This window comes from Streptomyces sp. cg36 (assembly GCF_041080675.1).
Classification (GTDB): Bacteria; Actinomycetota; Actinomycetes; order Streptomycetales; family Streptomycetaceae; genus Streptomyces.
This window is the reverse complement of sequence record NZ_CP163520.1, coordinates 1,438,095-1,458,850: the sequence shown is the minus strand read 5'-3', so window position 1 is coordinate 1,458,850 and position 20,756 is coordinate 1,438,095. Positions and strand designations below refer to the sequence as shown.

General features: G+C 73.4%; 17 protein-coding genes. 11 read left to right on the top strand and 6 right to left on the bottom strand.

What is annotated here, in order from left to right:
• Positions 1 to 93 precede the first annotated feature (93 nt).
• The 3 genes from tdh to AB5J87_RS06470 are packed head-to-tail and all read left to right on the top strand — an operon-like array spanning position 94 to position 3,245.
• On the top strand, positions 94 to 1,122 hold the full coding sequence (gene tdh, locus AB5J87_RS06480; protein WP_369374935.1) for an L-threonine 3-dehydrogenase: 1,029 nt from the start codon (positions 94 to 96) through the stop codon (positions 1,120 to 1,122).
• Positions 1,123 to 1,152: 30 nt separating this feature from the next.
• Positions 1,153 to 2,334, top strand: a complete 1,182-nt coding sequence (locus AB5J87_RS06475; protein ID WP_369374933.1) for a glycine C-acetyltransferase — start codon at positions 1,153 to 1,155, stop codon at positions 2,332 to 2,334.
• Positions 2,331 to 3,245: a LysR family transcriptional regulator gene (locus AB5J87_RS06470; protein WP_369374931.1), complete on the top strand. Its 915-nt coding sequence runs from the start codon at positions 2,331 to 2,333 to the stop codon at positions 3,243 to 3,245. Before AB5J87_RS06475 ends, AB5J87_RS06470 begins: the two co-directional genes overlap by 4 nt.
• A 66-nt stretch (positions 3,246 to 3,311) precedes the next feature.
• Here AB5J87_RS06470 and AB5J87_RS06465 read toward each other — a convergent pair whose 3' ends face one another.
• Both AB5J87_RS06465 and AB5J87_RS06460 read right to left on the bottom strand, forming a co-directional pair.
• Positions 3,312 to 3,746: a hypothetical protein gene (locus AB5J87_RS06465; RefSeq protein WP_369374929.1), complete on the bottom strand. Its 435-nt coding sequence runs from the start codon at positions 3,744 to 3,746 to the stop codon at positions 3,312 to 3,314.
• Complete coding sequence (locus tag AB5J87_RS06460) at positions 3,740 to 4,204, bottom strand: ATP-binding protein (RefSeq protein ID WP_369374927.1); 465 nt, start codon at positions 4,202 to 4,204, stop codon at positions 3,740 to 3,742. The genes AB5J87_RS06465 and AB5J87_RS06460 overlap by 7 nt, the downstream gene beginning before the upstream one ends.
• A gap of 183 nt (positions 4,205 to 4,387) precedes the next feature.
• Between AB5J87_RS06460 and AB5J87_RS06455 the strand changes: the two genes are divergently transcribed.
• Both AB5J87_RS06455 and AB5J87_RS06450 read left to right on the top strand, forming a co-directional pair.
• Positions 4,388 to 5,248 (top strand): helix-turn-helix domain-containing protein, encoded by an 861-nt coding sequence (locus AB5J87_RS06455; RefSeq protein ID WP_369374925.1) that lies wholly within the window; start codon positions 4,388 to 4,390, stop codon positions 5,246 to 5,248.
• On the top strand, positions 5,249 to 5,485 hold the full coding sequence (locus AB5J87_RS06450; RefSeq protein ID WP_369374923.1) for a DUF397 domain-containing protein: 237 nt from the start codon (positions 5,249 to 5,251) through the stop codon (positions 5,483 to 5,485).
• 72 nt (positions 5,486 to 5,557) lie between these two features.
• Here AB5J87_RS06450 and AB5J87_RS06445 read toward each other — a convergent pair whose 3' ends face one another.
• The gene (locus tag AB5J87_RS06445; RefSeq protein WP_369374921.1) at positions 5,558 to 7,342 is read right to left on the bottom strand and encodes an FAD-dependent oxidoreductase; all 1,785 of its coding nucleotides are present in this window, start codon (positions 7,340 to 7,342) and stop codon (positions 5,558 to 5,560) included.
• A 147-nt stretch (positions 7,343 to 7,489) separates the two neighbouring features.
• Here AB5J87_RS06445 and AB5J87_RS06440 point away from each other — a divergent pair, with 147 nt between their 5' ends.
• The gene (locus AB5J87_RS06440; RefSeq protein WP_369374919.1) at positions 7,490 to 7,909 is read left to right on the top strand and encodes a YchJ family protein; all 420 of its coding nucleotides are present in this window, start codon (positions 7,490 to 7,492) and stop codon (positions 7,907 to 7,909) included.
• A 71-nt stretch (positions 7,910 to 7,980) separates the two neighbouring features.
• Positions 7,981 to 9,894, top strand: a complete 1,914-nt coding sequence (phsA, locus tag AB5J87_RS06435; RefSeq protein ID WP_369374917.1) for an O-aminophenol oxidase PhsA — start codon at positions 7,981 to 7,983, stop codon at positions 9,892 to 9,894.
• Between the two features lie 131 nt (positions 9,895 to 10,025).
• Here the strand turns inward: phsA and AB5J87_RS06430 are convergent, their stop codons facing one another.
• Together AB5J87_RS06430 and AB5J87_RS06425 are read right to left on the bottom strand one after the other, a co-directional pair.
• The gene (locus AB5J87_RS06430) at positions 10,026 to 12,116 is read right to left on the bottom strand and encodes a DHA2 family efflux MFS transporter permease subunit (protein ID WP_369374915.1); all 2,091 of its coding nucleotides are present in this window, start codon (positions 12,114 to 12,116) and stop codon (positions 10,026 to 10,028) included.
• A gap of 72 nt (positions 12,117 to 12,188) precedes the next feature.
• The gene (locus AB5J87_RS06425; RefSeq protein WP_369374913.1) at positions 12,189 to 13,214 is read right to left on the bottom strand and encodes an urea transporter; all 1,026 of its coding nucleotides are present in this window, start codon (positions 13,212 to 13,214) and stop codon (positions 12,189 to 12,191) included.
• 249 nt (positions 13,215 to 13,463) lie between these two features.
• On the opposite strand from AB5J87_RS06425, the gene AB5J87_RS06420 reads away from it, so the two are divergent.
• On the top strand, positions 13,464 to 15,371 hold the full coding sequence (locus AB5J87_RS06420; protein ID WP_369374911.1) for a long-chain fatty acid--CoA ligase: 1,908 nt from the start codon (positions 13,464 to 13,466) through the stop codon (positions 15,369 to 15,371).
• Between the two features lie 62 nt (positions 15,372 to 15,433).
• Here AB5J87_RS06420 and AB5J87_RS06415 read toward each other — a convergent pair whose 3' ends face one another.
• A complete protein-coding gene (locus AB5J87_RS06415; protein WP_369374909.1) occupies positions 15,434 to 16,732 on the bottom strand; it encodes a helix-turn-helix domain-containing protein in 1,299 nt (432 codons plus the stop codon).
• 714 nt (positions 16,733 to 17,446) lie between these two features.
• Between AB5J87_RS06415 and AB5J87_RS06410 the strand changes: the two genes are divergently transcribed.
• Genes AB5J87_RS06410 through AB5J87_RS06400 form a run of 3 tightly spaced genes read left to right on the top strand, consistent with a single transcriptional unit; the run spans position 17,447 to position 20,756 of the window.
• Positions 17,447 to 18,943 (top strand): DUF6801 domain-containing protein, encoded by a 1,497-nt coding sequence (locus tag AB5J87_RS06410; RefSeq protein ID WP_369374907.1) that lies wholly within the window; start codon positions 17,447 to 17,449, stop codon positions 18,941 to 18,943.
• A 14-nt stretch (positions 18,944 to 18,957) separates the two neighbouring features.
• Positions 18,958 to 19,929, top strand: coding sequence for an ABC transporter ATP-binding protein (locus AB5J87_RS06405; protein WP_369374905.1), 972 nt, complete (start codon positions 18,958 to 18,960; stop codon positions 19,927 to 19,929).
• Entirely contained in the window at positions 19,926 to 20,756 is an 831-nt protein-coding gene (locus tag AB5J87_RS06400; RefSeq protein ID WP_369374903.1) for an MlaE family ABC transporter permease, read from the top strand. Before AB5J87_RS06405 ends, AB5J87_RS06400 begins: the two co-directional genes overlap by 4 nt.

Sequence of the window (20,756 nt, the reverse complement as noted above, 5' to 3'; positions counted from 1 at the left end):
CGATGGACGCGAGAGGCTCCCGCTCGGCAGATTGGTGATCAGCCATGGAACCATGGCTTTCGCCCCTCTTTGTACGCCCGGGAGCCGCAGCCCATGAAGGCCCTTGTCAAGCAGCACGCCGAGCCCGGTCTCTGGCTGATGGACGTGCCGGAGCCCGAGACCGGCCCCGGCGATGTGCTGATCAAGGTGCTGCGCACCGGGATCTGCGGCACCGACCTGCACATCCGCTCCTGGGACGGCTGGGCGCAGGGCGCGGTGAAGACGCCCCTGGTCCTCGGCCACGAGTTCGTCGGCGAGGTGGCGGCGATCGGCGCGGACGTCCAGGACATCGCGGTCGGCGACCTGGTCAGCGGCGAGGGCCACCTGGTCTGCGGCAAGTGCCGCAACTGCCTGGCGGGCCGGCGCCACCTGTGCCGCTCCACCGTCGGCCTCGGGGTCGGCCGCGACGGCGCCTTCGCCGAGTACGTGGCGCTGCCCGCGAGCAACGTGTGGGTGCACCGCACCCCGGTCGACCTCGACGTCGCCGCGATCTTCGACCCGTTCGGCAACGCCGTGCACACCGCGCTCTCCTTCCCGCTGGTCGGCGAGGACGTGCTGATCACCGGCGCGGGCCCGATCGGCATCATGGCGGCGGCCGTGGCCAAGCACGCCGGCGCCCGCAACGTGGTGATCACCGACGTCAGCCCCGAGCGCCTGGAGCTGGCCCGCAAGGCGGGCGCCACGCTCGCGGTCAACGTGGCGGAGTCCTCCATCGCCGACGCCCAGCGCCGCCTCGGGCTGCGCGAGGGCTTCGACGTGGGCCTGGAGATGTCGGGCCGGGGCGAGGCCATGCGCGACATGATCGACAACATGACGCACGGCGGCAAGATCGCGATGCTCGGCCTGCCGGCGCAGGAGTTCCCCGTCGACTGGGCGAAGATCGTCACCTCGATGATCACGGTCAAGGGCATCTACGGCCGTGAGATGTTCGAGACGTGGTACGCGATGACGGTGCTGCTCGAAGGCGGCCTCGACCTCTCGCCGGTGATCACCGGCAGCTACTCCCACCGGGACTTCGACGCGGCCTTCGACGAGGCCGCCACCGCCCGCAGCGGCAAGATCATCCTCGACTGGACCGCCTGAGTCCGTTTCACGGCATCTAGGAGCCTGAGCATGTACGCGTCCGTCCGTGACGACCTCCAGAACACCCTCGACGAGATCCGCGAGGCCGGTCTCTTCAAGCCCGAGCGGGTGATCTCCACCCCGCAGAGCGCCTCGGTCTCGGTGCCCTCCGGCGAGGTGCTGAACTTCTGCGCCAACAACTACCTGGGCCTGGCCGACCACCCCGAGGTCGTCGCCGCAGCCAAGGAGGCGCTCGACCGCTGGGGCTACGGCATGGCCTCGGTCCGGTTCATCTGCGGCACCCAGGACGTCCACAAGGAGCTGGAGGCCCGTCTGTCGGCGTTCCTCGGCCAGGAGGACACGATCCTCTACTCGTCCTGCTTCGACGCCAACGGCGGTGTCTTCGAGACCCTCCTCGGCGCCGAGGACGCGGTGATCTCCGACGCCCTCAACCACGCCTCGATCATCGACGGCATCCGCCTCTCCAAGGCCGCCCGCCACCGCTACGCCAACCGCGACATGGCCGAGCTGGAGGCGAAGCTGAAGGAGGCGTCGGGCGCCCGCCGCCGTCTCATCGTCACCGACGGCGTCTTCTCCATGGACGGCTACGTGGCCCCCCTCCAGGAGATCTGCGACCTCGCCGACCGCTACGACGCCATGGTCATGGTCGACGACTCGCACGCGGTGGGCTTCGTGGGCCTCGGCGGCCGGGGCACCCCCGAGCTGCACGGCGTGATGGACCGCGTCGACATCATCACCGGCACCCTCGGCAAGGCCCTCGGCGGCGCCTCCGGCGGCTATGTGGCGGCCCGCGCCGAGATCGTCGCCCTGCTGCGCCAGCGCTCGCGCCCGTACCTCTTCTCCAACTCGCTCGCCCCGGTGATCGCCGCCGCCTCCCTCAAGGTCCTCGACCTGCTGGAGTCGGCGGGCGACCTGCGCGACAAGCTCGCCGCCAACACCGCGCTCTTCCGCACGCGGATGACCGAGGCGGGCTTCGAGATCCTGCCCGGCGACCACGCCATCGCCCCCGTCATGATCGGCGACGCCGCCGAGGCCGCCCGCATGGCCGAGCTGCTCCTGGAGCGCGGCGTGTACGTGATCGGGTTCTCCTACCCGGTCGTCCCGATGGGCGCGGCCCGCATCCGCGTCCAGCTCTCCGCGGCCCACTCCACCGAGGACGTGGAGCGGGCGGTGGCGGCGTTCACCGACGCTCGGGCGACAATGGCCGGGTGATCGACCCGCGCCGGCTCCGCATCCTGCGCGCCGCGGCGGACCACCGTACGGTGACCGCCGCGGCCGCAGCGCTCTATCTGACCCCCTCGGCCGTCTCCCAGCAGCTCGCCGCCCTGGAGCAGGAGACCGGCCACACGCTGCTGACCCGCAGCGGCAAGGGCGTACGGCTCACCGCGGCCGGCGAGATCCTGCTCGGGCACGCCAACGCGGTCCTGGAGCAGCTGGAGCGCGCCGAGGCGGAGCTGGCGGCGTACGCGGGCGGCGCGGCCGGGGACGTCACCGTCGCCGCCTTCGCCACCGGCATCGCCGAGGTGCTGGCCCCGGCCGTGGCGGGGCTGCGCGCCGAGCACCCGGCGATCCGGGTCCGGGTGCGGGACGCCGAGGGCGACGAGGCGCTGCCGCTGGTCCTGGACGGCGAGGCGGACGTGGCGCTGGCCGTGGAGTACCGGGGCGCCCCGCGCGCGGACGAGCGCCGTCTGGTGCGGGTCCCGCTCTACGCGGAGCCCTTCGACGCGGTGCTCCCGGCCGGGCACCCGCTCGCGGGGGAGTCCGAGGTGCGCCTCTCCGCCCTCGCCGAGGACGACTGGATCGGCCCCTACCCCGGCAACCCCTGCCACGACGTGGTGCTCCTCGCCTGCGAGCAGGCGGGCTTCGAGCCGCGGCTGCTGCACTCCTCGGACGACTTCCGCGCGGTGGCCGCCCTGGCGGGGGCGGGCGCGGGAGTCGCCCTGGTGCCGCGCTCGGCGCTGCTCGGGATGGAGCAGCGGGGCACGGTGGTGCGCCCGGTGGCGGGCCCGGCCGCGACCCGCCGGGTCTTCGCGGCGGTGCGCGGCGGGGCCGAGCACCACCCCCTGATCAGCCCGGTCCTGGCCGCCCTGGCCCGGGCGGCGCGAGGTCTGACGACCGGCTGAGCGCCGCGAGGGCGTCCGCGAAGGGGCCGGGAGCCACGTCCCAGCCGGGGTCGGCGAGCGAACAGATTACGTCCATGCCGGTGCCGTTCCAGTCAGCTGGCATACCACCAGGTACAGCGGGATCGGAGGGGTGTACGGGGCGGGGCCGTCGGGGCTGTGGATCAGCCGCCGTCCGGGCCGCTCCGGAACCCTGGCCTCCCGCGCGTAGTGCGCGGGGGAGGGCCAGGACAGCTCGTGGTCGGAGCCGCTGGGCACGATCCACCACCAGCAGTCGGCGTCGGCGAAGACGCACCCCGACCGGGGCAGCCGGGCCAGGACCCGGAAGCCGTACGGCGCGGGCACCCCGACCGCGTCGTGGCCGAGCGGCGCCGGGAGCGACGGCGGCAGCACCAGTCGGCTGCCGCCGGTCGCCCCGGCGCCCCCTTGCGGGCCAGGCCCCCGAGGCCCCCCAGCCTCCTCCTGGCCGCCTCTGGAAAGCAGAGTGTGCGGGCCCATCAGCATGTACGGCCCGCTCCGAGCCGGGCCCAGACGATCCGGCCCGGGCCGTGCGGCGCGTCGTGCGCGCCCCAGGCCACGCTGAGCGCGTCGACGAGGAGCAGTCCCCGGCCGCGCTCCTCGCCCTCGGCCGCGTCGCACAGGACGGGCCCGTCGCAGCCGTACCCCTGGTCCTTGACGGCGACCGTCAAGTGCCCGGCGCTGAAGGAGAGTTCGCAGGTGACACGGGTGCCCGCGGTGTGGACGACCGCGTTGGTGACGAGCTCGGAGATCACCAGCGCCGCCTCGTCGCCCAGCTCGTCGCCGAGCCCCCAGCGGACCGTGAGCTCCGCCGTGTGGCGGCGGGCCGCGGCGGCGGACTCGGGCCGGGCCGCGAGGTCGAAGGCGTACCGGCGGACGTCTGGGACGGGCAGGGCGGGGGCCGCGCCTATGAGCTGCGGGACGAGCGCATTTCCAGGTGCCACGACCGGTTCCTCACAGTGGGGAAGCGGCGTCGCGCGCGACAGCCGCATGTGCTGGCGTTCACCGACCTACCTTCCACCCATCCGTGACACTTGGCAAGGGGCACTCTGAAAAATGCAGAGTGCTGTGTTCTGGGCTGAGCCGACATGGCACACTGCTCGCAACAGGGTTAGGGGAGGTCTGACGTGAGTGAACCCCGGTCCGCCCCGACCGTGGGGCAGGTCGTGCTGGGCCGGCGTCTGCAGGACCTGCGTGAGCGCGCCGGTCTCCGCCGCGAGGAGGCCGCCAAGGTGCTCCGCGTCGCTCCCGCCACGATCCGCCGCATGGAGACGGCCGAGGTCGCGCTGAAGATCCCGTACGTCCAGCTGCTGCTCAAGGCGTACGGCATCGGGGAAGCGGAGACGGAAGGTTTCGTCGAGCTCGCCGAGGAGGCCAACAAGCCGGGCTGGTGGCAGCGCTTCCACGACATCCTGCCCGACTGGTTCAGCATGTACGTCAGCCTGGAGGGGGCCGCCTCACTCATCCGGACGTACGAGCCGCACTTCGTTCCCGGGCTGCTCCAGACCGAGGAGTACGCCCGCTCGGTGATGATCAGCGGCGCGCTCGGCCAGACCCGGGCCGCCGACATCGAGCGGCACGTCGCGCTGCGCATGGAGCGCCAGTCCCTGCTCACCCGGCCCGACGCGCCCAGGTTCTGGGTGATCATGGACGAGACGGTGGTCCGCCGACCGGTGGGCCCCCGCGCGGTGATGCGGGCCCAGCTCGACCGGCTCCTGGAGGCGGCCGAGCTGCCGCACGTGACGCTCCAGCTGGCCGAGTTCGCGACCGGCCACCACCCGGGAACGTACGGCCCGTTCGTCCTGTTCAGATTTGCCGTGCCGGAACTTCCGGACATGGTCTACAGCGAGTACCTGACCGGCGCGGTCTATCTGGACGCGCGCCCCGAGGTGGCGACCCACCTGGAGGTCATGGATCGCATGGCGGCCCAGGCCGCGACTGCACGACGCACGAAGGAGATCCTGGCGGATCTCCGCGAGGAGCTGTGAATGGATCACATATACAACGGAATGCCAGCCCGTGAGCTCGGGACCGAGGGCTGGCACAAGCCGTGGAGCGGCGGCAACGGCGGCAACTGCGTCGAGGCGATGAAGCTGGCCGACGGCCGGATCGCGATGCGGCAGTCGGCCGACCCGGAGGGCCCCGCTCTGATCTACACCAGCAACGAGATCGCCGCGTTCATCCGCGGCGCCAAGTCGGGCCAGGCCGACTTCCTGCTGACGTGATCCACCGGACGGCCGCCGCCCGCAGCCCCCTCGGGGCCGGGGCGGCGGCCGAGTCGTGCGGGGCCCCGGCCCTCAGCCCACGTCGAACACGTTGGGCAGCCCCAGACGGTGGCGGAAGCGGTCGTCGCGCTTGAGCAGATCCAGCTCCGGGGCGCTGTAGAGCGGGGTCACCGAGCAGCGCGGGGCGGGCGAACCGGTCCGCTCCAGCAGGGCGTTGGCGGCCAGCCGGCCCGAGGTGTTGGCGCCCTCCATCGTCGCCAGGTCGATCGGGACCGCCACGTAGTCCCCGGCCAGATAGAAGTTGGGGATCCGGGTGGCCGCCGAGGGGCGGTTGTGGAAGGTGCCCACCGGGTGGATGAGCAGTTCGTCCTCGTTCCTCGGGTCCGGGGTGCCGATGCCCAAGACGCCCGGGTCCAGGAACCACGAGTGCAGTCCGCCGTCGCTGAGCACCTGCTTGCCGGTGTCGTTGACGGCTGCCTTCAGCTGCGCCCACACCTCGCGCGCGACCTCCTCGCGGGTGCACTGCTTGGCCGTCTTCCCGTACAGCATCCCGGGCTTGTCCCACTCGGAGATGTCCACCGAGAGGCAGTCGGCCACCGTGCCGTCGCCGAAGTCGGCCCGGAAGTCGTGGTGCGGCCAGTGCTCGGCCTGGGCGATGGCGGTGAGCGACCAGGGCGAGTCGATGCAGTCGAAGTGGCCGTGCACACCGTCGGGCCGCTCGGTCAGATAGAACTGGATGCCCGTCATCCAGTCCGTCCGCAGCCGGTCGCAGCGGGCCAGCTGCGGGTCGGCGGCGCGCATGGCCGCGCTCCAGGTGGGCCGCGCGTGCTCGACCGGGAGCGCGCAGACGTAGTGGTCGGCGACGGCCGTGGTGCGCACCCCGGCCGGGTCCTCGACCACCGCCCCGGTCACCTTCCCGCCCGCGTACGTGAACTCCCGCAGCGCCGGGCCGACGCGGAACTCCACGCCGAGGGCGCGCAGCCGCGCCACCCAGGGGTCGATCCACGCCTCGTTGGTGGGGGCGTTGAGGATGCGGTCGAGGGGGCCGTCGGCGCCCCGGCCCAGCGCGTTGAAGACGAACGCCTCCAGGAGCGAGCCCACCGTGCGGGTGCTGGCCTCCTCCGCCTTGGTCGCCACGATGTTGCGGGTGACGCCGACGGCGAGGATGCGCTGGTACTCGTACGACATCTGCCCGGCCCGGGTGAAGGTCCACCAGGGCGTGGCCTCCCACTGCTCGTCGCGGCGCTCGTCGCAGCTGGTCAGGAAGGTGACGAAGCGGTCCGCGAAGTAGAGGGCCTCGCGGGCGGGCAGCCGCTGGAAGGTGCCGAGCAGCCCGGTCAGGGCGCGCCGCAGCGCGTCCAGGGTGAGCGGCTGCGGGGTGCCGGAGAGCGGCAGCGGCAGGCGCAGGTCCTCGTAGCCGGTCCGGGCGAACATCATCTCCTTGGGCGCCACCAGGTTGTCCCAGACGCCGTTGGCGTTGCCCGGGAAGGGGATGCGCCGCAGGGTGTCCGGCAGGTTGTGGTAGATGCCGGGGATGAACCGGAAGCCGTGCTCGGCCGGGAGCGGGCCGCGTCCGCCCCGGGCGCTGTCCGGCACGTCCATGCTGCGCGCCTTGCCGCCGAGCGCCCGGCGCTCGTAGAGCGTGACGCGGAAGCCGCGTTCGGCCAGCTCGTGCGCGGCGGTCAGGCCCGCGACCCCGCCGCCGAACACCGCGACCGACTGTCCCGCCCCGGCCGCGGCCGGGGCGGCGGTCGCCGCCGCGGCCAGTGGTGCCGCTTCGAGCCCGAGCGCGGTCGCCGCCCCGGCCACCGCCGTTCCGGCGACGAACGTGCGTCTCGTGCTGCCCGTACGCTCCATGGAGCCCCCTATTACCGGTGGTAACGGTCACGTCGGCGCAGGAGCATACGGTCGTGGCCGCGCGGGAGGAAGACACGGGCGGGGTCCGGGTGACGGCCGCGCCGGGCCGCTGCGCGCCGGATCGGGGCGTGTGGTCAGATGGGGGACATGGCTCGACGCACCTCCCGCCCCGCCCGCCCCACCACTCCCGCGGACTGCCCCTGTGGGCTGCCCGCGTCCTACGCCGAGTGCTGCGGGCGCTACCACTCGGGCCGGGCCGCCGCACCCACCGCCGAGGCGCTGATGCGCTCCCGCTTCAGCGCGTTCGCGGTCGGCGACGAGCCGTATCTGCTGCGCACCTGGCACCCCGACCACCGGCCCGGCCACCTCGGCCTGGACCCCGCCACCCGCTGGACCCGGCTGGAGATACTCGACACCGCCGACGGCAGCGCCTTCCACACGACCGGCACGGTCACCTTCCGCGCCCACTACACCCACGGCGGCACCGAGGACTCCCTGCACGAGCAGAGCCGTTTCGCGCGGCACGAGGGGGCCTGGGTGTACGTGGACGCGGTGTTCACGGACTGAACCGGGACGCGGCTCCTGGCGTCCTTTCCTGTGAAAGCGGTCCGTTTGGACCGGGATCAGGGGGAAATCGCATGTCTGACTTCGTAACGGACGAGATCACCCAGGACGACGCCGGCCCCGCGGGCGCGGTGGCGGGGGACGAACTCGTCCCGTACGCCGACCCGTTGCCCGTCCCCGCGGTGCTCAGGCCCGCCGCCGCCGATGTGCGGCGGGAGACCGAGATCGCGGTGCGCCCGGCCTGGGTGCGCCTGCACAGCCAACTGCCGCCCACCCTGATGTGGGGCTACGACGGCACCGTGCCCGGCCCCACCATCGAGGTCCGGCGCGGCGACCGCATCCGGATCGCCTGGACCAACCGGGTGCCGCGCGGCAGTGAGTACCCCGTCACCTCCGTCGAGGTGCCGCTGCGCCCGCAGGGCACCCCGCCCGCCACCACCGAACCCGGCCGCGGGGGCGCCGGGGCCAACCCGGACGTGGCCGCGCTGCCCGCCTGGACGGTGACCCACCTGCACGGCGCGCAGACCGGCGGCGGCAACGACGGCTGGGCCGACAACGCGGTGGGCGAGGGCGACGCCCAGCTCTCCGAATACCCCAACGACCACCAGGCCGTGCAGTGGTGGTACCACGACCACGCCATGAACATCACCCGGTTCAACGTGTACGCCGGGCTGGTCGGCACCTATCTGGTGCGCGACGACGAGGAGGACGCGCTGCGGCTGCCCGGCGGGGACCGCGAGCTGCCGCTGATCCTCGCCGACCGCAACCTCGACACCGACGAGGACGGCCGCCTCAACGGGCGGCTGCTGCACAAGACCGTCGTGGTCGACCCCAAGAACGCCGAGACGGGCCACCCGGTGTCGGCGCCCTTCACCGGCCCGTTCACCACCGTCAACGGCGCGATCTGGCCCCATCTGGACGCCGAGGCCGGCTGGTACCGGTTCCGGCTGGTCAACGCCTCCAACGCGCGCATCTACGACCTGGTGCTCATCGACGAGGACGGCGGCCCGGTACCGGGCGTGCTGCACCAGATCGGCAGCGACGGCGGACTGCTGCCCCGCCCGGTCGGCATCGACTTCGACGCGGCGCTGCCCACGCTGACCGTCGCCCCGGCCGAGCGCCTGGACCTGCTCCTCGACCTGCGCGGTCTGGAGGGGCGCAGCCTGCGCCTGGTCAACAAGGGCGCCGCCCGGCCCGCCGGGGTGGCGGACCCGGAGAACAACGTGCGCTATCCCCACGTCATGGAGTTCCGGGTGGGCGAGTGCGCCGAGCCCGACGCGTTCGTCCTGCCGCAGGTGCTGTCCGGCTCCTTCCGGCGGTACGAGCACGGGCAGGTGCACCACGGCCACCGGCTGGTCGTGCTCACTCCGCCCGGCACCGTCGGGGGCGGCGGCCATCCGGAGATCTGGGAGATGGCCGAGGTCACCGACGGGCAGACCGGGCCCCCGGCCGACGGGGTGATCCAGCTGCGGGGCGCCGACGGCGCGGTCAAGACCTACCGGCGGACCGCCCGCACCTTCAACGACGGCCTCGGATTCACCGTCGCCGAGGGCGACTTCGAGCAGTGGAGCTTCCTCAACCTCGGCGGCCCCACCCACCCGATGCACATCCACCTCGCCGACTTCCAGGTGATGGGCCGGGACGCGTACACCGTGGACGGCTTCGACCAGAAGCTCGGCGGCACCCGCGTCCCGGTGGCGTTCGACCCGACGCGGCCGGTCCCGACCGCGCCCAACGAGCAGGGCTACAAGGACGTGTTCCGCGTCCCGGCCGGGCAACTGCTGCGGGTGATGGGCCGGTTCGACGGGGCGTACGGGCGGTTCATGTACCACTGCCATCTGCTGGAGCACGAGGACATGGGCATGATGCGCCCGTTCGTGGTGGCCCCGCCCGAGGCGCTCAAGTTCGACCACATGGCCGGGCACGGCGGCCACGACGGGCACGACGGGCACGGGGAGCACGACGGCCACGGGGAGCACCAGGGCTGAACGCCCCGGGCGCGGCCGGTGCGCATCCGGTTGGTCCGAGGCCGGTCGGCCCGACATCGGTCGGCCCGACACCGGTCGGCCGGACTCCGGTCGGCCGGACGACGGTTTGCCGACCGTCGTCCGGCCGCCGGTCACGAGACGGTCGCGCCCGCCCGTTCCCGGCCCGCCGGGGGCAGCCCGTTCGCCAGGTCCTCGACGACCAGCCGCTTGGCGATGGTGTCGGCGGCGGCCCGCAGCTCCGGGCTGCGCGGGCGCCCCCGGTCCTTCTCCAGCTGCTCGTTGAGCCAGTGGGACCAGGACGCGGTGATCGCGTCCACCTCGCGGCGCCCGGCTCCCGTCAGCGTGAAGTAGGTGGCCTCGCGGCTCAGGAAGCCCTCGTCCACCATCCGGTCGAAGACCGGCACCAGCACCTCCGGCGGCACGTGGCGGCGGGCCGCGACCAGGCCGAGGCTGGCGTGGCCGGCCATCCTGGTGAACAGCTCCACCTGCATCACCGCCCAGGCGCCCGCCACATCGAGGCGGGTGTCCGAGTCGGCCACGATCCGGCGCGCGGTGTCCATGCCCGCGCCGCGCACGATCCGGCCGACGGCCACCTCCAGGAGCTTCTGCGAGTCGCCCGCGGAGGGGGAGGCGAAGCCCTCTCCCATGTCGGTGGAGGAGGAGCGGGCGGTGTCGCGCAGCTCCACCTGCTTGAGGAAGAGCGCGACGACGAACCCGACGGCGGCCACCGGCACGGTCCACAGGAACACGGTGTGCAGCGAGTCCGCGTATGCCTGGACGATCGGCCCGGCCGCCGCGCGCGGCAGCGACTTGAGGCCCTCGGGGGACTGGGCGGCCCGGCCGAGGGCCGCCGGGTCCGCGCCGCTCGCCTTCGCGGCGGCGGCCACCCCGTCGGCGAGGTGCGGCTTGAGGGTGTTGGCGTAGATGGTGCCGAAGACGGCCGTGCCGAAGGAGCTGCCCAGCGTACGGAAGAAGGTCACGCCGGAGGTGGCCGTGCCCAGGTCCGCGTAGTCGACGGTGTTCTGCACCGCGATCGTCAGGACCTGCATCGACAGGCCGATGCCGAGGCCGAGCACGAACATGTACAGCGACTCCAGCCAGGCGCCGCTGCCCGGACCCATCCGTGAGAGCAGGAACAGCCCCACGCCCATCACCAGCGACCCGGCGATCGGGAAGAGCCGGTACTGGCCGGTCTTGCTGACCACGTTGCCGCTGAAGACGGAGGCGATGAGCAGTCCGATGACCATCGGCAGGGTGCGCACGCCGGAGACCGTCGCCGAGTCGCCGTCCACGTACTGTAGGTAGGTCGGCAGGAACGTCATCGCGCCCAGCATCGCGAAGCCGACGATGAAGCTGAGCACCGAGCAGACGGTGAAGACGGGGTTGCGGAACAGCCGCATCGGCAGCATGGGTTCGGCGGCCCGGGTCTCGGCCCAGCAGAACAGGGCGAGGGCCGCCACACCGCCGGCGAAGAGCGCCACGATCGTCGGCGAGGACCAGCCGAACTCGTTGCCCCCCAGGCTGGTCGCCAGGATCAGGGCGCTCGCGCCCGCCGCGACCAGGCCGATGCCGAGGTAGTCGATGACGGGCTTGGCGGCCGAGCGGACGGAGGGGATGGTGCGGGCGGCGGCGATGACCACCAGGATCGCGATGGGGACGTTGACGTAGAACGCCCACCGCCAGCTGAGGTGGTCCGTGAACACCCCGCCCAGCAGCGGCCCGATGACGGTGGCGACACCGAACACCGCGCCGATGGCGCCCTGGTACTTGCCGCGCTCGCGCAGCGGGATCACATCGGCGATCAGCGCCATCGCGGTGACCATGAGGCCGCCCGCGCCGATGCCCTGCACCGCGCGCCAGGCGATCAGCAGCGACATGTTGGTCGCCAGGCCGCACAGGAACGAGCCGGTGATGAAGACGACGGCGGACACCTGGAAGACCAGCTTGCGGCCGAACAGGTCGCCGAACTTGCCGACCAGCGCGGTGGCGACGGTCTCCGCCAGCAGGTACGAGGTGACCACCCAGGACATGTGGGCGGCGCCGCCCAGGTCCGAGACGATGGTGGGCAGGGCGGTGCCGACGATGGTCTGGTCGAGCGCGGCGAGCAGCATCCCGAGCATGATCGTGCCGAAGACGATGTTCCGCTGGCGGACGTCCAGCACCGGTGGCGCGGCGGCTGCCGCGGGCGGCGCCGGGGGCGCGGTGTCGCTGGCTGTGGTCACACTGGCACCCTCACACCGGCGCAGGTGGGGCGCATGCCGTGTAGGCCGGGCGGGTGACCGTGCGCCCACCGGTCAGACGGCGTGCGGCCCCGGGTCCGGCGTCGCCGCCCGGACGGCGGCGGGTTCGGCGGGCGCCTCGGCGGCCGGTCGCCCGCCGAGGCGCCGCAGCCGCGGCAGCGCCGGTACGGCGGCCAGGAAGACCAGGGTGGTCAGGACGAAGGGCCAGGTGAACGGGTGGCCCCCGGCCGGGGCGAACACCGCGCTCAGCGCGGGACCGAGGACGGTGGCCGCCGCCGCGCCCACCACCGCGAAGCCCAGGCTCCAGCGGTCGGCGCTCAGCAGCGCCCCGCACAGGGCGATGGCGACGAGCACCGCGTTGTAGCCCATCGTGCCGTCGGCGATGTGCTCGGCCGGGGCGCCGAGCGCCCAGGCGGTGAGGATCCCCACGGCGCTTCCCGCGCAGGCCATCGCCCCCGCCAGCCGGTCGGCCGCGAAGATGCCGGCGAGGAAGATCAGCCCCACGTGCCACTGCGGCATCAGGAAGATCTGGGCGACATTGGCGAAGAAGCCGTGGACCACGTCGGACAGGCCGAGCTCGACCGGGCCCTCGGCGGCGCGCGCCAGTTCGGCGGGCCCCTCGCCGTGGTGCCACACCGCGCGGAAGCCCGGCGCCGCGATCGTCATGGCGCTGGCGGTGAGGCAGAACGGCAGGGTCAGGGCGGGCAGCCGCCAGGTCCCCAGCACCGTGGCGGCGGCGGCGCCGACCACCGTGACCACCGCGCAGCCGCCGGCCGCGAGCAGCGCCGTCGAGAGGTGCCCGGCGCCCAGGCAGACCGCGAAGCCGACCGCGACCAGACAGGCGTTGAACCCTTCGAGCCCGGCCGCGACCCGTCCGCGCTCCACGCCGAGCAGCCGGGCGGTGCCCGTTCCGACGGCGGTCCCCAGCAGTCCGTACAGCCCGTACCGCCAGCCCGCCACGAAGAGGCCCACGGAGAAGACGGCGCCGGTCAGCGCACTCGGTACGAAGTCGACCTGTGCCTGTCCGCGCAGCACGTGCACCCCGAACCGGCCCCAGCGCGCGATGCGCGACCGCCCCACCTGGTTCCTCCCGACGCTCGTGTTCCGTTGGCCCTGGGCACTGTAAGGGCGTGGGCGATCCGTGCGCCCTGGTCGAAACCTCCCAGGATCGCCGTGCGGTGACGGCAGGTCGTATGAGGCGGGGCGGACGGCGGCGGGCTTCGGCGGGCTCGGGGATTCCGGCGGACTTTTGCTGTAACCGGCGGTAAGTTAACTCCTCGGTAAGTTCCCCGCACCACTCCGCCCCGAGTCGCGAAGAGGAGCTCACGCATGGGTGTACGGAAGGATCCGAAGGCGGCCGGGCCGTGGGACGGGCTCGCCGGGCGGGCCCCGGTGGAGCTGGTGCGCGAGGGCGGGGCGGTCCGCGAGGTGCGCGTCGCGCCGCTGGCCGCGTCCGACGGCGGGGCCGCGGTCGCCGACATCCCGTTCGTCAACGCCGCCGAGGCGCCCGACGCGGTGGTCCTGCGGCGCAAGACCGACGGGCGGTGGCTGCCCGTCACCGCCGCCGCCTTCGCCCGTGAAGTCACCGACGTGGCCAAGGGGTTGACCGCCGCCGGGCTCGAACCCGGCGACCGGGTCGCCCTGATGTCGCGGACCCGCTACGAGTGGACCGTCCTCGACTTCGCCATCTGGGCGGCGGGCGGCGTCACCGTCCCCGTCTACCCCACCGCGTCGGCCGAGCAGATCGCCTGGATCCTCGCGGACTCCGGCGCCCGCGTGCTGATCGCCGAGACCCCGCAGAACGTGACGACCGCCGGGAAGGCCGCCGAGGACCGCCAGGTGTGGGTCCTGGACGACGGCGCCCTCGACCTGCTCACCCGCCTCGGCCGGGACGTGCCCGACGAGGTGCCCGCCGGGCGGCGGGCCGCGCTCGGCCCCGACTCGATCGCCACCCTCTGCTACACCTCCGGCACCACCGGCATGCCCAAGGGCTGCGTCCTCACCCACGGCAACCTGCACGCCGAGGCCGCCAACACGGTCGAGCTGCTGCACCCCGTCTTCAAGGCCCTGACCGGCCGGACCGCCTCGACCCTGCTGTTCCTGCCGCTCGCCCACGTCCTCGGCCGCGTCCTCCAGGTCTCCTGTCTGCTCGCCCGGATCGAGCTCGGCCACTGGCCCAGCATCAAGCCCGATGAACTGCGCCCGGAACTGCGGCGGTTCCGGCCGACCTTCCTCGTCGGCGTCCCGTACCTCTTCGAGAAGATCCACGACACCGGCCGGGCCACCGCCGAACGCATCGGCCGCGCCGCCTCCTTCGACCGCGCCGACCGCACGGCGGTGCGCTACGCCGAGGCCGCCCTGGCCCGGGCCCGGGGCACCGGACCGGGTCCCGGCCCCGGGCTGCGGCTCGCGCACGCCCTGTACGACCTGCTGGTCTACCGCCGCGTCCGCAAGGAGCTCGGCGGCCGGGTCCGGTACGCGCTCAGCGGCGGCTCGCCCCTGGACCGCGAGCTGAACCTGTTCTTCCACGCCGCCGGCATCGTCGTGTACGAGGGCTACGGGCTCACCGAGACCACCGCCGCCGCCGTCCTCACCCCGCCGCTCGCCCCGCGCCCCGGCACGGTGGGCCTGCCGGTGCCCGGCACAGCCGTGCGCACGGCCGACGACGGCGAGGTCCTCGTCAAGGGGCCGATCGTCTTCCGCGGCTACTGGAATGACCCGAAGCCGCCCCAACAGCCCGCCAGCGACGGCTGGTTGGCCACCGGTGACCTCGGCGGCTTCGACGACGACGGCTATCTCGCCATCACCGGCCGCAAGAAGGACATCCTGGTGACCTCCGGCGGCAAGAACGTCTCCCCGAGCCTGCTGGAGGACCGGCTGCGCAGCCGCCCGCCCGTCGGCCAGTGCCTGGTCGTCGGCGACAACCGCTCCTACGTCGCCGCGCTGATCACCCTGGACCCCGAGGCGCTGGCGCACTGGCTGGGCGTGCGCGGCCGGGCGAAGGACACCCCGGTCGAGGAGCTGGTGGCCGACCCGGATCTCCTCGCGTACGTCCAGCGGGCCGTCGACCACGCCAACCGGGCCGTCTCGCGCGCCGAGTCGATCCGCCGGTTCCGGCTGGTGGCGGGGGAGTTCACCGAGGCGAACGGACTGCTCACCCCGTCCCTGAAGATCAAACGGCAGGCGGTGGCCGCCGCGTACGCGGACGAGGTGGCGCGGCTGTACGGCGAAGCCTGAGCCGGCCGGGGCGCCCCGGCCGGTTTTTGGTCCGGGAGTGAGCAGAATTCCGGACGTTGTTGTCAGTGCTGGTCAGCGTTGGCGCCGGGGCGGGGGCGGGCGGGGCGCGGCGCGTTAACGTGGGTGCGCGGGCGGGCCGGTGGCGGCACGGCGGGACGGGCGGCGGCGCGCTCGCGCAGATGCATCGCCCGCAGCACGATCTCGGTCGCGAACCGGTGGTCGGGGTCGGTGAGCCGGCGCCCGAAGGCCGCGTCGAGGTTGCGCATGCGGTAGCGGACGGTCTGCGGGTGGATGTGCAGCACCTCGCCGATCTGCGCGGCGGTGCCGCGCGTGGCCAGCCAGGTGCGCAGCGTCTCGGTCAGCCGTTCCCGGCGGGTCGCGGTCTGGCCCTGGAGCGGGGAGAGCTCCCGGGCGGCGAGCTGTTCCAGCAGCGCCGGGTCGGACATCAGCAGCAGGGTGACGAGATGGTCGGAGGTGTGCACGACCGGGGTCTCCTCGATGATCCCGGCCAGCGCCAGGCCGAGCGCCTGGCGCGCCCAGCGCAGCGAGTCGGCCGCGCCCGAGGGCGGCACGGTCGGACCGGCCGCCGCGCGCGCCCCGCCCAGCGCCCGGACGAGCGCCTTGCGCCGCCCGGTGTCCAGGGCGCCCGGCACCAGCAGATACGGCTGGGGGTCGCCGAGGTCGAGCAGCATGTCGCCGTGGAGCGCGGTGCGGGCCGGGCGGGCCCCGGTGCTCAGCGCGACCAGGCTCACCTCCTCGGGCAGCTGCCAGCCCGCCCGCTCGGCGAGTTCGACCAGGGTGGCCCGGGGGGTGCCGCTGCCGGAGGCGATCAGCCGCAGGATCTTTCTTCGCAGCTCGTCGGGGTCCTCCCGGGCGGCGGCCCCGGCGTCCAGATAGCCCTCGCTGGCCAGCGCCTCCAGCTGGTCCATGTACGCGAAGAGGGTGTCCGCGAAGGAGAGCATGAAGACGGGGGAGAGGTTGTAGCGCTTGCCGACCTTCTTGGTGTGCCGCAGCGCGACCCGGGCGCCGACCCGGAACGTGCCGCGCAGGGTGTCCAGGCTGCGGCCCTGGAGCGCGGCGTAGCGGCCGAGCGTGCGGAACATCTCGTCCCGCAGCGGCGAGGGCACCGAGGGGCGCACCACCTGGTCGACGAAGATGGTCAGGCTCTGCTCGATCGCCGCGTGCGCGAACCGGCCGTGCGGGCCCGCGAAGACGTCCGCGTACTCCGGATAGACCCGGAGCACCTCGGCCTTGATCTCGTCCAGCAGCGGCGGGAGTTCGGGCCACATGATCGTGGCGAGCTCCCGGGGGATCGGTCCGAGCTGCTCTCCGGAGGCCCCGGTGTGGAGGGCGTTCGGCATGCGCTGTCCCTTTCACTGGCCGGGACGTACGGCTCGACGTTCGGCGCAAGTGGGCGACGCACCTGGGCCTGCTGCCGGGCCTACGTCAACGCACAACATCTGCAACATAGACCAGCCCGCGCCCGAAGGGCACCCGTGCGTACGGAGAAAAAGTCCGGACCGCGACGACTTCACGATCCGGCGCACACAAAGATGCCCGCCGGGGCGGGGGCGGGCAATCGGATTCCCGCAACAGGCCGGAAAACGTTGACCCATGTACGAATTTTCGGGAGCTGTTCACCGCGGCGCAATAACGTCGGTGCGCGTGGCGGTGGGCGCGGCCGGATTCGTCCGTCGCTTATTGCGCCGCCGGATTCCCCGCGCGTAGCGTCCTGGTGCCACGGGCCGACGCCCTCGCCGCCCCTCACGGCGAGCCCGCGGACGTCCGTTCCCCGGAGCGCGGCCCTCTGCCCCAAGGGCCGCGGTTCCCCGCGGGGCCCCGCGATCCGTCCCCCCGGACCGCGAGGCCCCGCACTTTCGCGCGCCCGCGATCCCTGCCCGCGTTGACAAAGCGAGCACCCGGAATTGTTGCGCCGGTGACAAATAACTCCCGGTCGGCGAAGCACGTGAAGATTCGCGCGGAAGCGGTATTGCGGCGCCGGGTTACCCGTACGTAACGTCACGGCGTCATCGGCTGTTCCCGGTGCGGGTCCGCTATTTCACAGGAGAAGAGCCATGAGTGGTGCATTCGACCGGCGCGGTGCGGCTTTGTCCGCCGCACCGGTCGTCGCGCTCGCGCTTCTCCTCGGTCTCGTCCCCGCGTCGGGGACGACCGCGCGGGACCGGGAGACCGGCGTTCAGGCCATTTACGACTGTGCGGCGGGCGCGGTGCGCGTGCCCGTCACCGTCTCCTTCGCCGGAGCGTATCCGCGCGAGGGCCGCCCCGGTGCGCCGAGTGCGACCGAACGGTTCTCCGTACGGCCGGAGTTGACTCCGCAGGCGCGGGCCGCGCTGCTGCCGCCCGGCGCCACCGAGGTCTCCGGCACGGCCCGGCTCTCGGTCGAGGCCGCCCAGAACGGCCGCTCGGCCCGGGCGGACTGGGCCGACCTCGACGCGCCCGCGGGAACGGAGCCGTCCTTCGCGGGCCCGGTGCCACCGGTGACCCTGCGCGAACCCGGCGAAGTCACGCTGACGGCAGGCGAGTTGACGCTGCTGCTCCGGGCGGCGCCGGGCTCGCCCGCGCCCACCGCCCCGGCGCCGGGCTCACCCACCGCCCCCGGCCCCACACCCCCCGCCGCCTCCGGCCCGGCCCCGGGCGCGTCGGCGGCGTCCACCGCCCCGGCCCCGGAGGCGTCCGGCACACCCCCCTCCCCGTCCCCGGCCGGCCCCGTCGAGGTGCGCTGCGCACCGGCCCGCAACCCGGGCCCCCTGCTGGCCCGTTGGACCGTACTCGGCGCGGAGCCGGGCGCCCCCGTCCCCAAGGACGGCGCCGCCCCGCCGCCCCCGATCCAGGTCGCCCCCCGCCCCCTGGCCGCCGCACCCGTCTGCCCGGCCGACCGCCCGACGGGCGAGCTGGACCGCAGCAGACTGCCCAAGCCGCCGCCGGGGGCCGTCGAGGGCAGCCTGGGGGCCTCGCTGTGCGTGGTGGCCGTCGGGTACGCCACCGTCCGTAAGCTGGGCAGCGCGATGGTCGTCAACGATCCGCGCGGCACCCCGGGCCTGCTCCACCTCGACCTCGGCCGGCGCACGGTCTCGGCCACCGACTACGACGAGTCGGACTCCGTCGGGGTGCTCGGCTTCCCCGACGCCGAATCCACCTTCCTCGTCTTCGGCTTCCAGCCCACCAGCGCCCGCATCACCTTCGAGCCGCAGGCGGTCACCGTGGTGAACGTCCGGCGCGGCCAGACCTTCACCACGACCGTCGCCTACCGGCAGTACCTGCGCGTCCACGACGTGCGCGTGGGCGGCACGCCCCTGGACGTCGGCCCGCGCTGCCGCACCGCGCGACCCGTCGACACCGTGCTCGGCGGCGCCTACGACTTCCTGACCGGCGGAGTGCTCGACGGCCGGATCACCATCCCCCCGTTCACCGGCTGCACCAGCCACGGCGAGGACCTGTCCCGTCTGTTCACCGCCGCCCTCTCCGGCCCGGACAACGCCGTCCGGATCCGCCAGGGCCGGCTCGCGGGCGCCGGGAGCGCCCCGCCCGTCCCCGAACTGCCCCAGCGCTGAGGAGCCGCGAAGCCATGGGAATCGACGTGGTCGTCGAGGGGCTGACCAAGACCTTCGGCCGTCAGAACATCTGGCAGGACGTCACGCTCACCCTGCCCGCCGGGGAGATCAGCGTGATGCTCGGCCCCTCCGGCACCGGCAAGACCGTCTTCCTGAAGGCGCTCGTCGGGCTGCTGCGCCCCGACCGGGGCCGGGTCCTGGTCGACGGCGTCGACATGGCGAACGGCCGGGAGCGGGACGTCTTCGAGGCGCGCAAGCTGTTCGGGCTGCTCTTCCAGGACGGCGCCCTGTTCGGCTCGATGAGCCTCTTCGACAACATCGCCTTCCCGCTGCGCGAACACACCCGCAAGAAGGAGCCGGAGATCCGGCGGATCGTCATGGAGCGCATGGAGACCGTCGGCCTCGCCGGCGCCGAGCGCAAGCTGCCCGGCGAGATCTCCGGCGGCATGCGCAAACGGGCCGGGCTCGCCCGCGCCCTGGTGCTCGACCCGCAGATCATCCTCTGCGACGAGCCGGACTCGGGCCTCGACCCGGTGCGCACCTCCTACCTCTCCCAGCTGCTCATCGACATCAACACCCGGCTCGACGCGACGATGCTGATCGTCACCCACAACATCGACATCGCGACCACGGTCCCCGACAACATGGGGATGCTGTTCTGCCGCGACCTCGTCGCGTTCGGGCCCCGCGAGGTGCTGCTGACCAGCGAGGAACCGGTCGTCGACCAGTTCCTCAACGGGCGCAGGGCCGGGCCGATCGGGATGGCCGAGGAGAAGGACCGGGCGACCATCGCCCAGGAGGCCGCGCACGGACTGATCGCCGGGCCGCCCGTCCCGCGCACGGTGGCCCCGCAGCTCCAGCCGACCCCGGGCCTGCCGCCGCGCCGCGCGGTCGAACGCCGCCGCGCCCGGGTGCGCGAGCTGCTGCACACCCTGCCGCCCGCGGCCCGCGCGGCCGTCGAGGCGGATCTGCGGAGCGCCGCGTGAGCGCCCCGGCGAAGCCGTCCGGCCCCGGGCCCGGCGCCGAGCCGCCGCCCCGGCCGCCGCTGCGGGCCCTGGAGCCGCTGCGCGAGACGGGCAGGCTGTTCGCGCTGAGCGGGAACGTGGTCCGCCTCACCTTCCGACGGCCCTTTCCCGCAAGGGAGTTCATCGAGCAGTTCTGGTTCATCGCCAGTGTGACCATCCTGCCCGCGATGCTGGTGACGATCCCGTTCGGCGCGGTCATCGCCCTCCAAGTGGGCTCCCTCATCCAGCAGTTCGGGGCGCAGTCCTTCACCGGCGGCGCCAGCGTCCTGGTCCTGGTGCAGCAGGCCAGCCCGCTCATCGTGTCGCTGCTGATCTCCGGGGTGGCGGGCTCGGCGATCTGCGCCGACCTCGGCTCGCGCACCATCCGCGAGGAGCTGGACGCCATGGCGGTGATGGGCGTCTCCCCGGTCCAGCGGCTGGTGGTGCCCCGGGTGCTCGCGGTGATGTCGGTCGGGCTGCTCCTGAACGGCCTGGTCTCCGTGGTCGGCACGCTCGGCGGCTACTTCTTCTCCGTGGTCATGCAGCACGGCACCCCGGGCGCCTACCTCTCCAGCTTCTCCGCCCTCGCCCAGCTCTCCGACCTGCTGATCGGCGAGTTCAAGGCGCTGGTCTTCGGGTTCATCGCCGGGGTGGTCGCCGCGTACCGGGGGCTGCGGCCCAAGGGCGGGCCGAAGGGGGTGGGCGACGCCGTGAACCAGTCGGTCGTCTTCACCTTCCTGCTCCTCTTCTTCGTGAACACGGTGCTCACCGCCCTCTACCTCCAGCTCGTACCGGCGAAGGGGCTGTGA

Bases quoted from the DNA above. Each gene is read 5' to 3' on its own strand.
- AB5J87_RS06415 (WP_369374909.1), bottom strand. From the start codon at position 16,732: ATGCCGAACGCCCTCCACACCGGGGCCTCCGGAGAGCAGCTCGGACCG.
- AB5J87_RS06405 (WP_369374905.1), top strand. From the start codon at position 18,958: ATGGGAATCGACGTGGTCGTCGAGGGGCTGACCAAGACCTTCGGCCGT.
- AB5J87_RS06440 (WP_369374919.1), top strand. From the start codon at position 7,490: ATGGCTCGACGCACCTCCCGCCCCGCCCGCCCCACCACTCCCGCGGAC.
- AB5J87_RS06465 (WP_369374929.1), bottom strand. From the start codon at position 3,746: ATGCTGATGGGCCCGCACACTCTGCTTTCCAGAGGCGGCCAGGAGGAG.
- AB5J87_RS06420 (WP_369374911.1), top strand. From the start codon at position 13,464: ATGGGTGTACGGAAGGATCCGAAGGCGGCCGGGCCGTGGGACGGGCTC.
- AB5J87_RS06475 (WP_369374933.1), top strand. From the start codon at position 1,153: ATGTACGCGTCCGTCCGTGACGACCTCCAGAACACCCTCGACGAGATC.
- AB5J87_RS06445 (WP_369374921.1), bottom strand. From the start codon at position 7,342: ATGGAGCGTACGGGCAGCACGAGACGCACGTTCGTCGCCGGAACGGCG.
- AB5J87_RS06410 (WP_369374907.1), top strand. From the start codon at position 17,447: ATGAGTGGTGCATTCGACCGGCGCGGTGCGGCTTTGTCCGCCGCACCG.
- AB5J87_RS06450 (WP_369374923.1), top strand. From the start codon at position 5,249: ATGGATCACATATACAACGGAATGCCAGCCCGTGAGCTCGGGACCGAG.
- tdh (WP_369374935.1), top strand. From the start codon at position 94: ATGAAGGCCCTTGTCAAGCAGCACGCCGAGCCCGGTCTCTGGCTGATG.
- phsA (WP_369374917.1), top strand. From the start codon at position 7,981: ATGTCTGACTTCGTAACGGACGAGATCACCCAGGACGACGCCGGCCCC.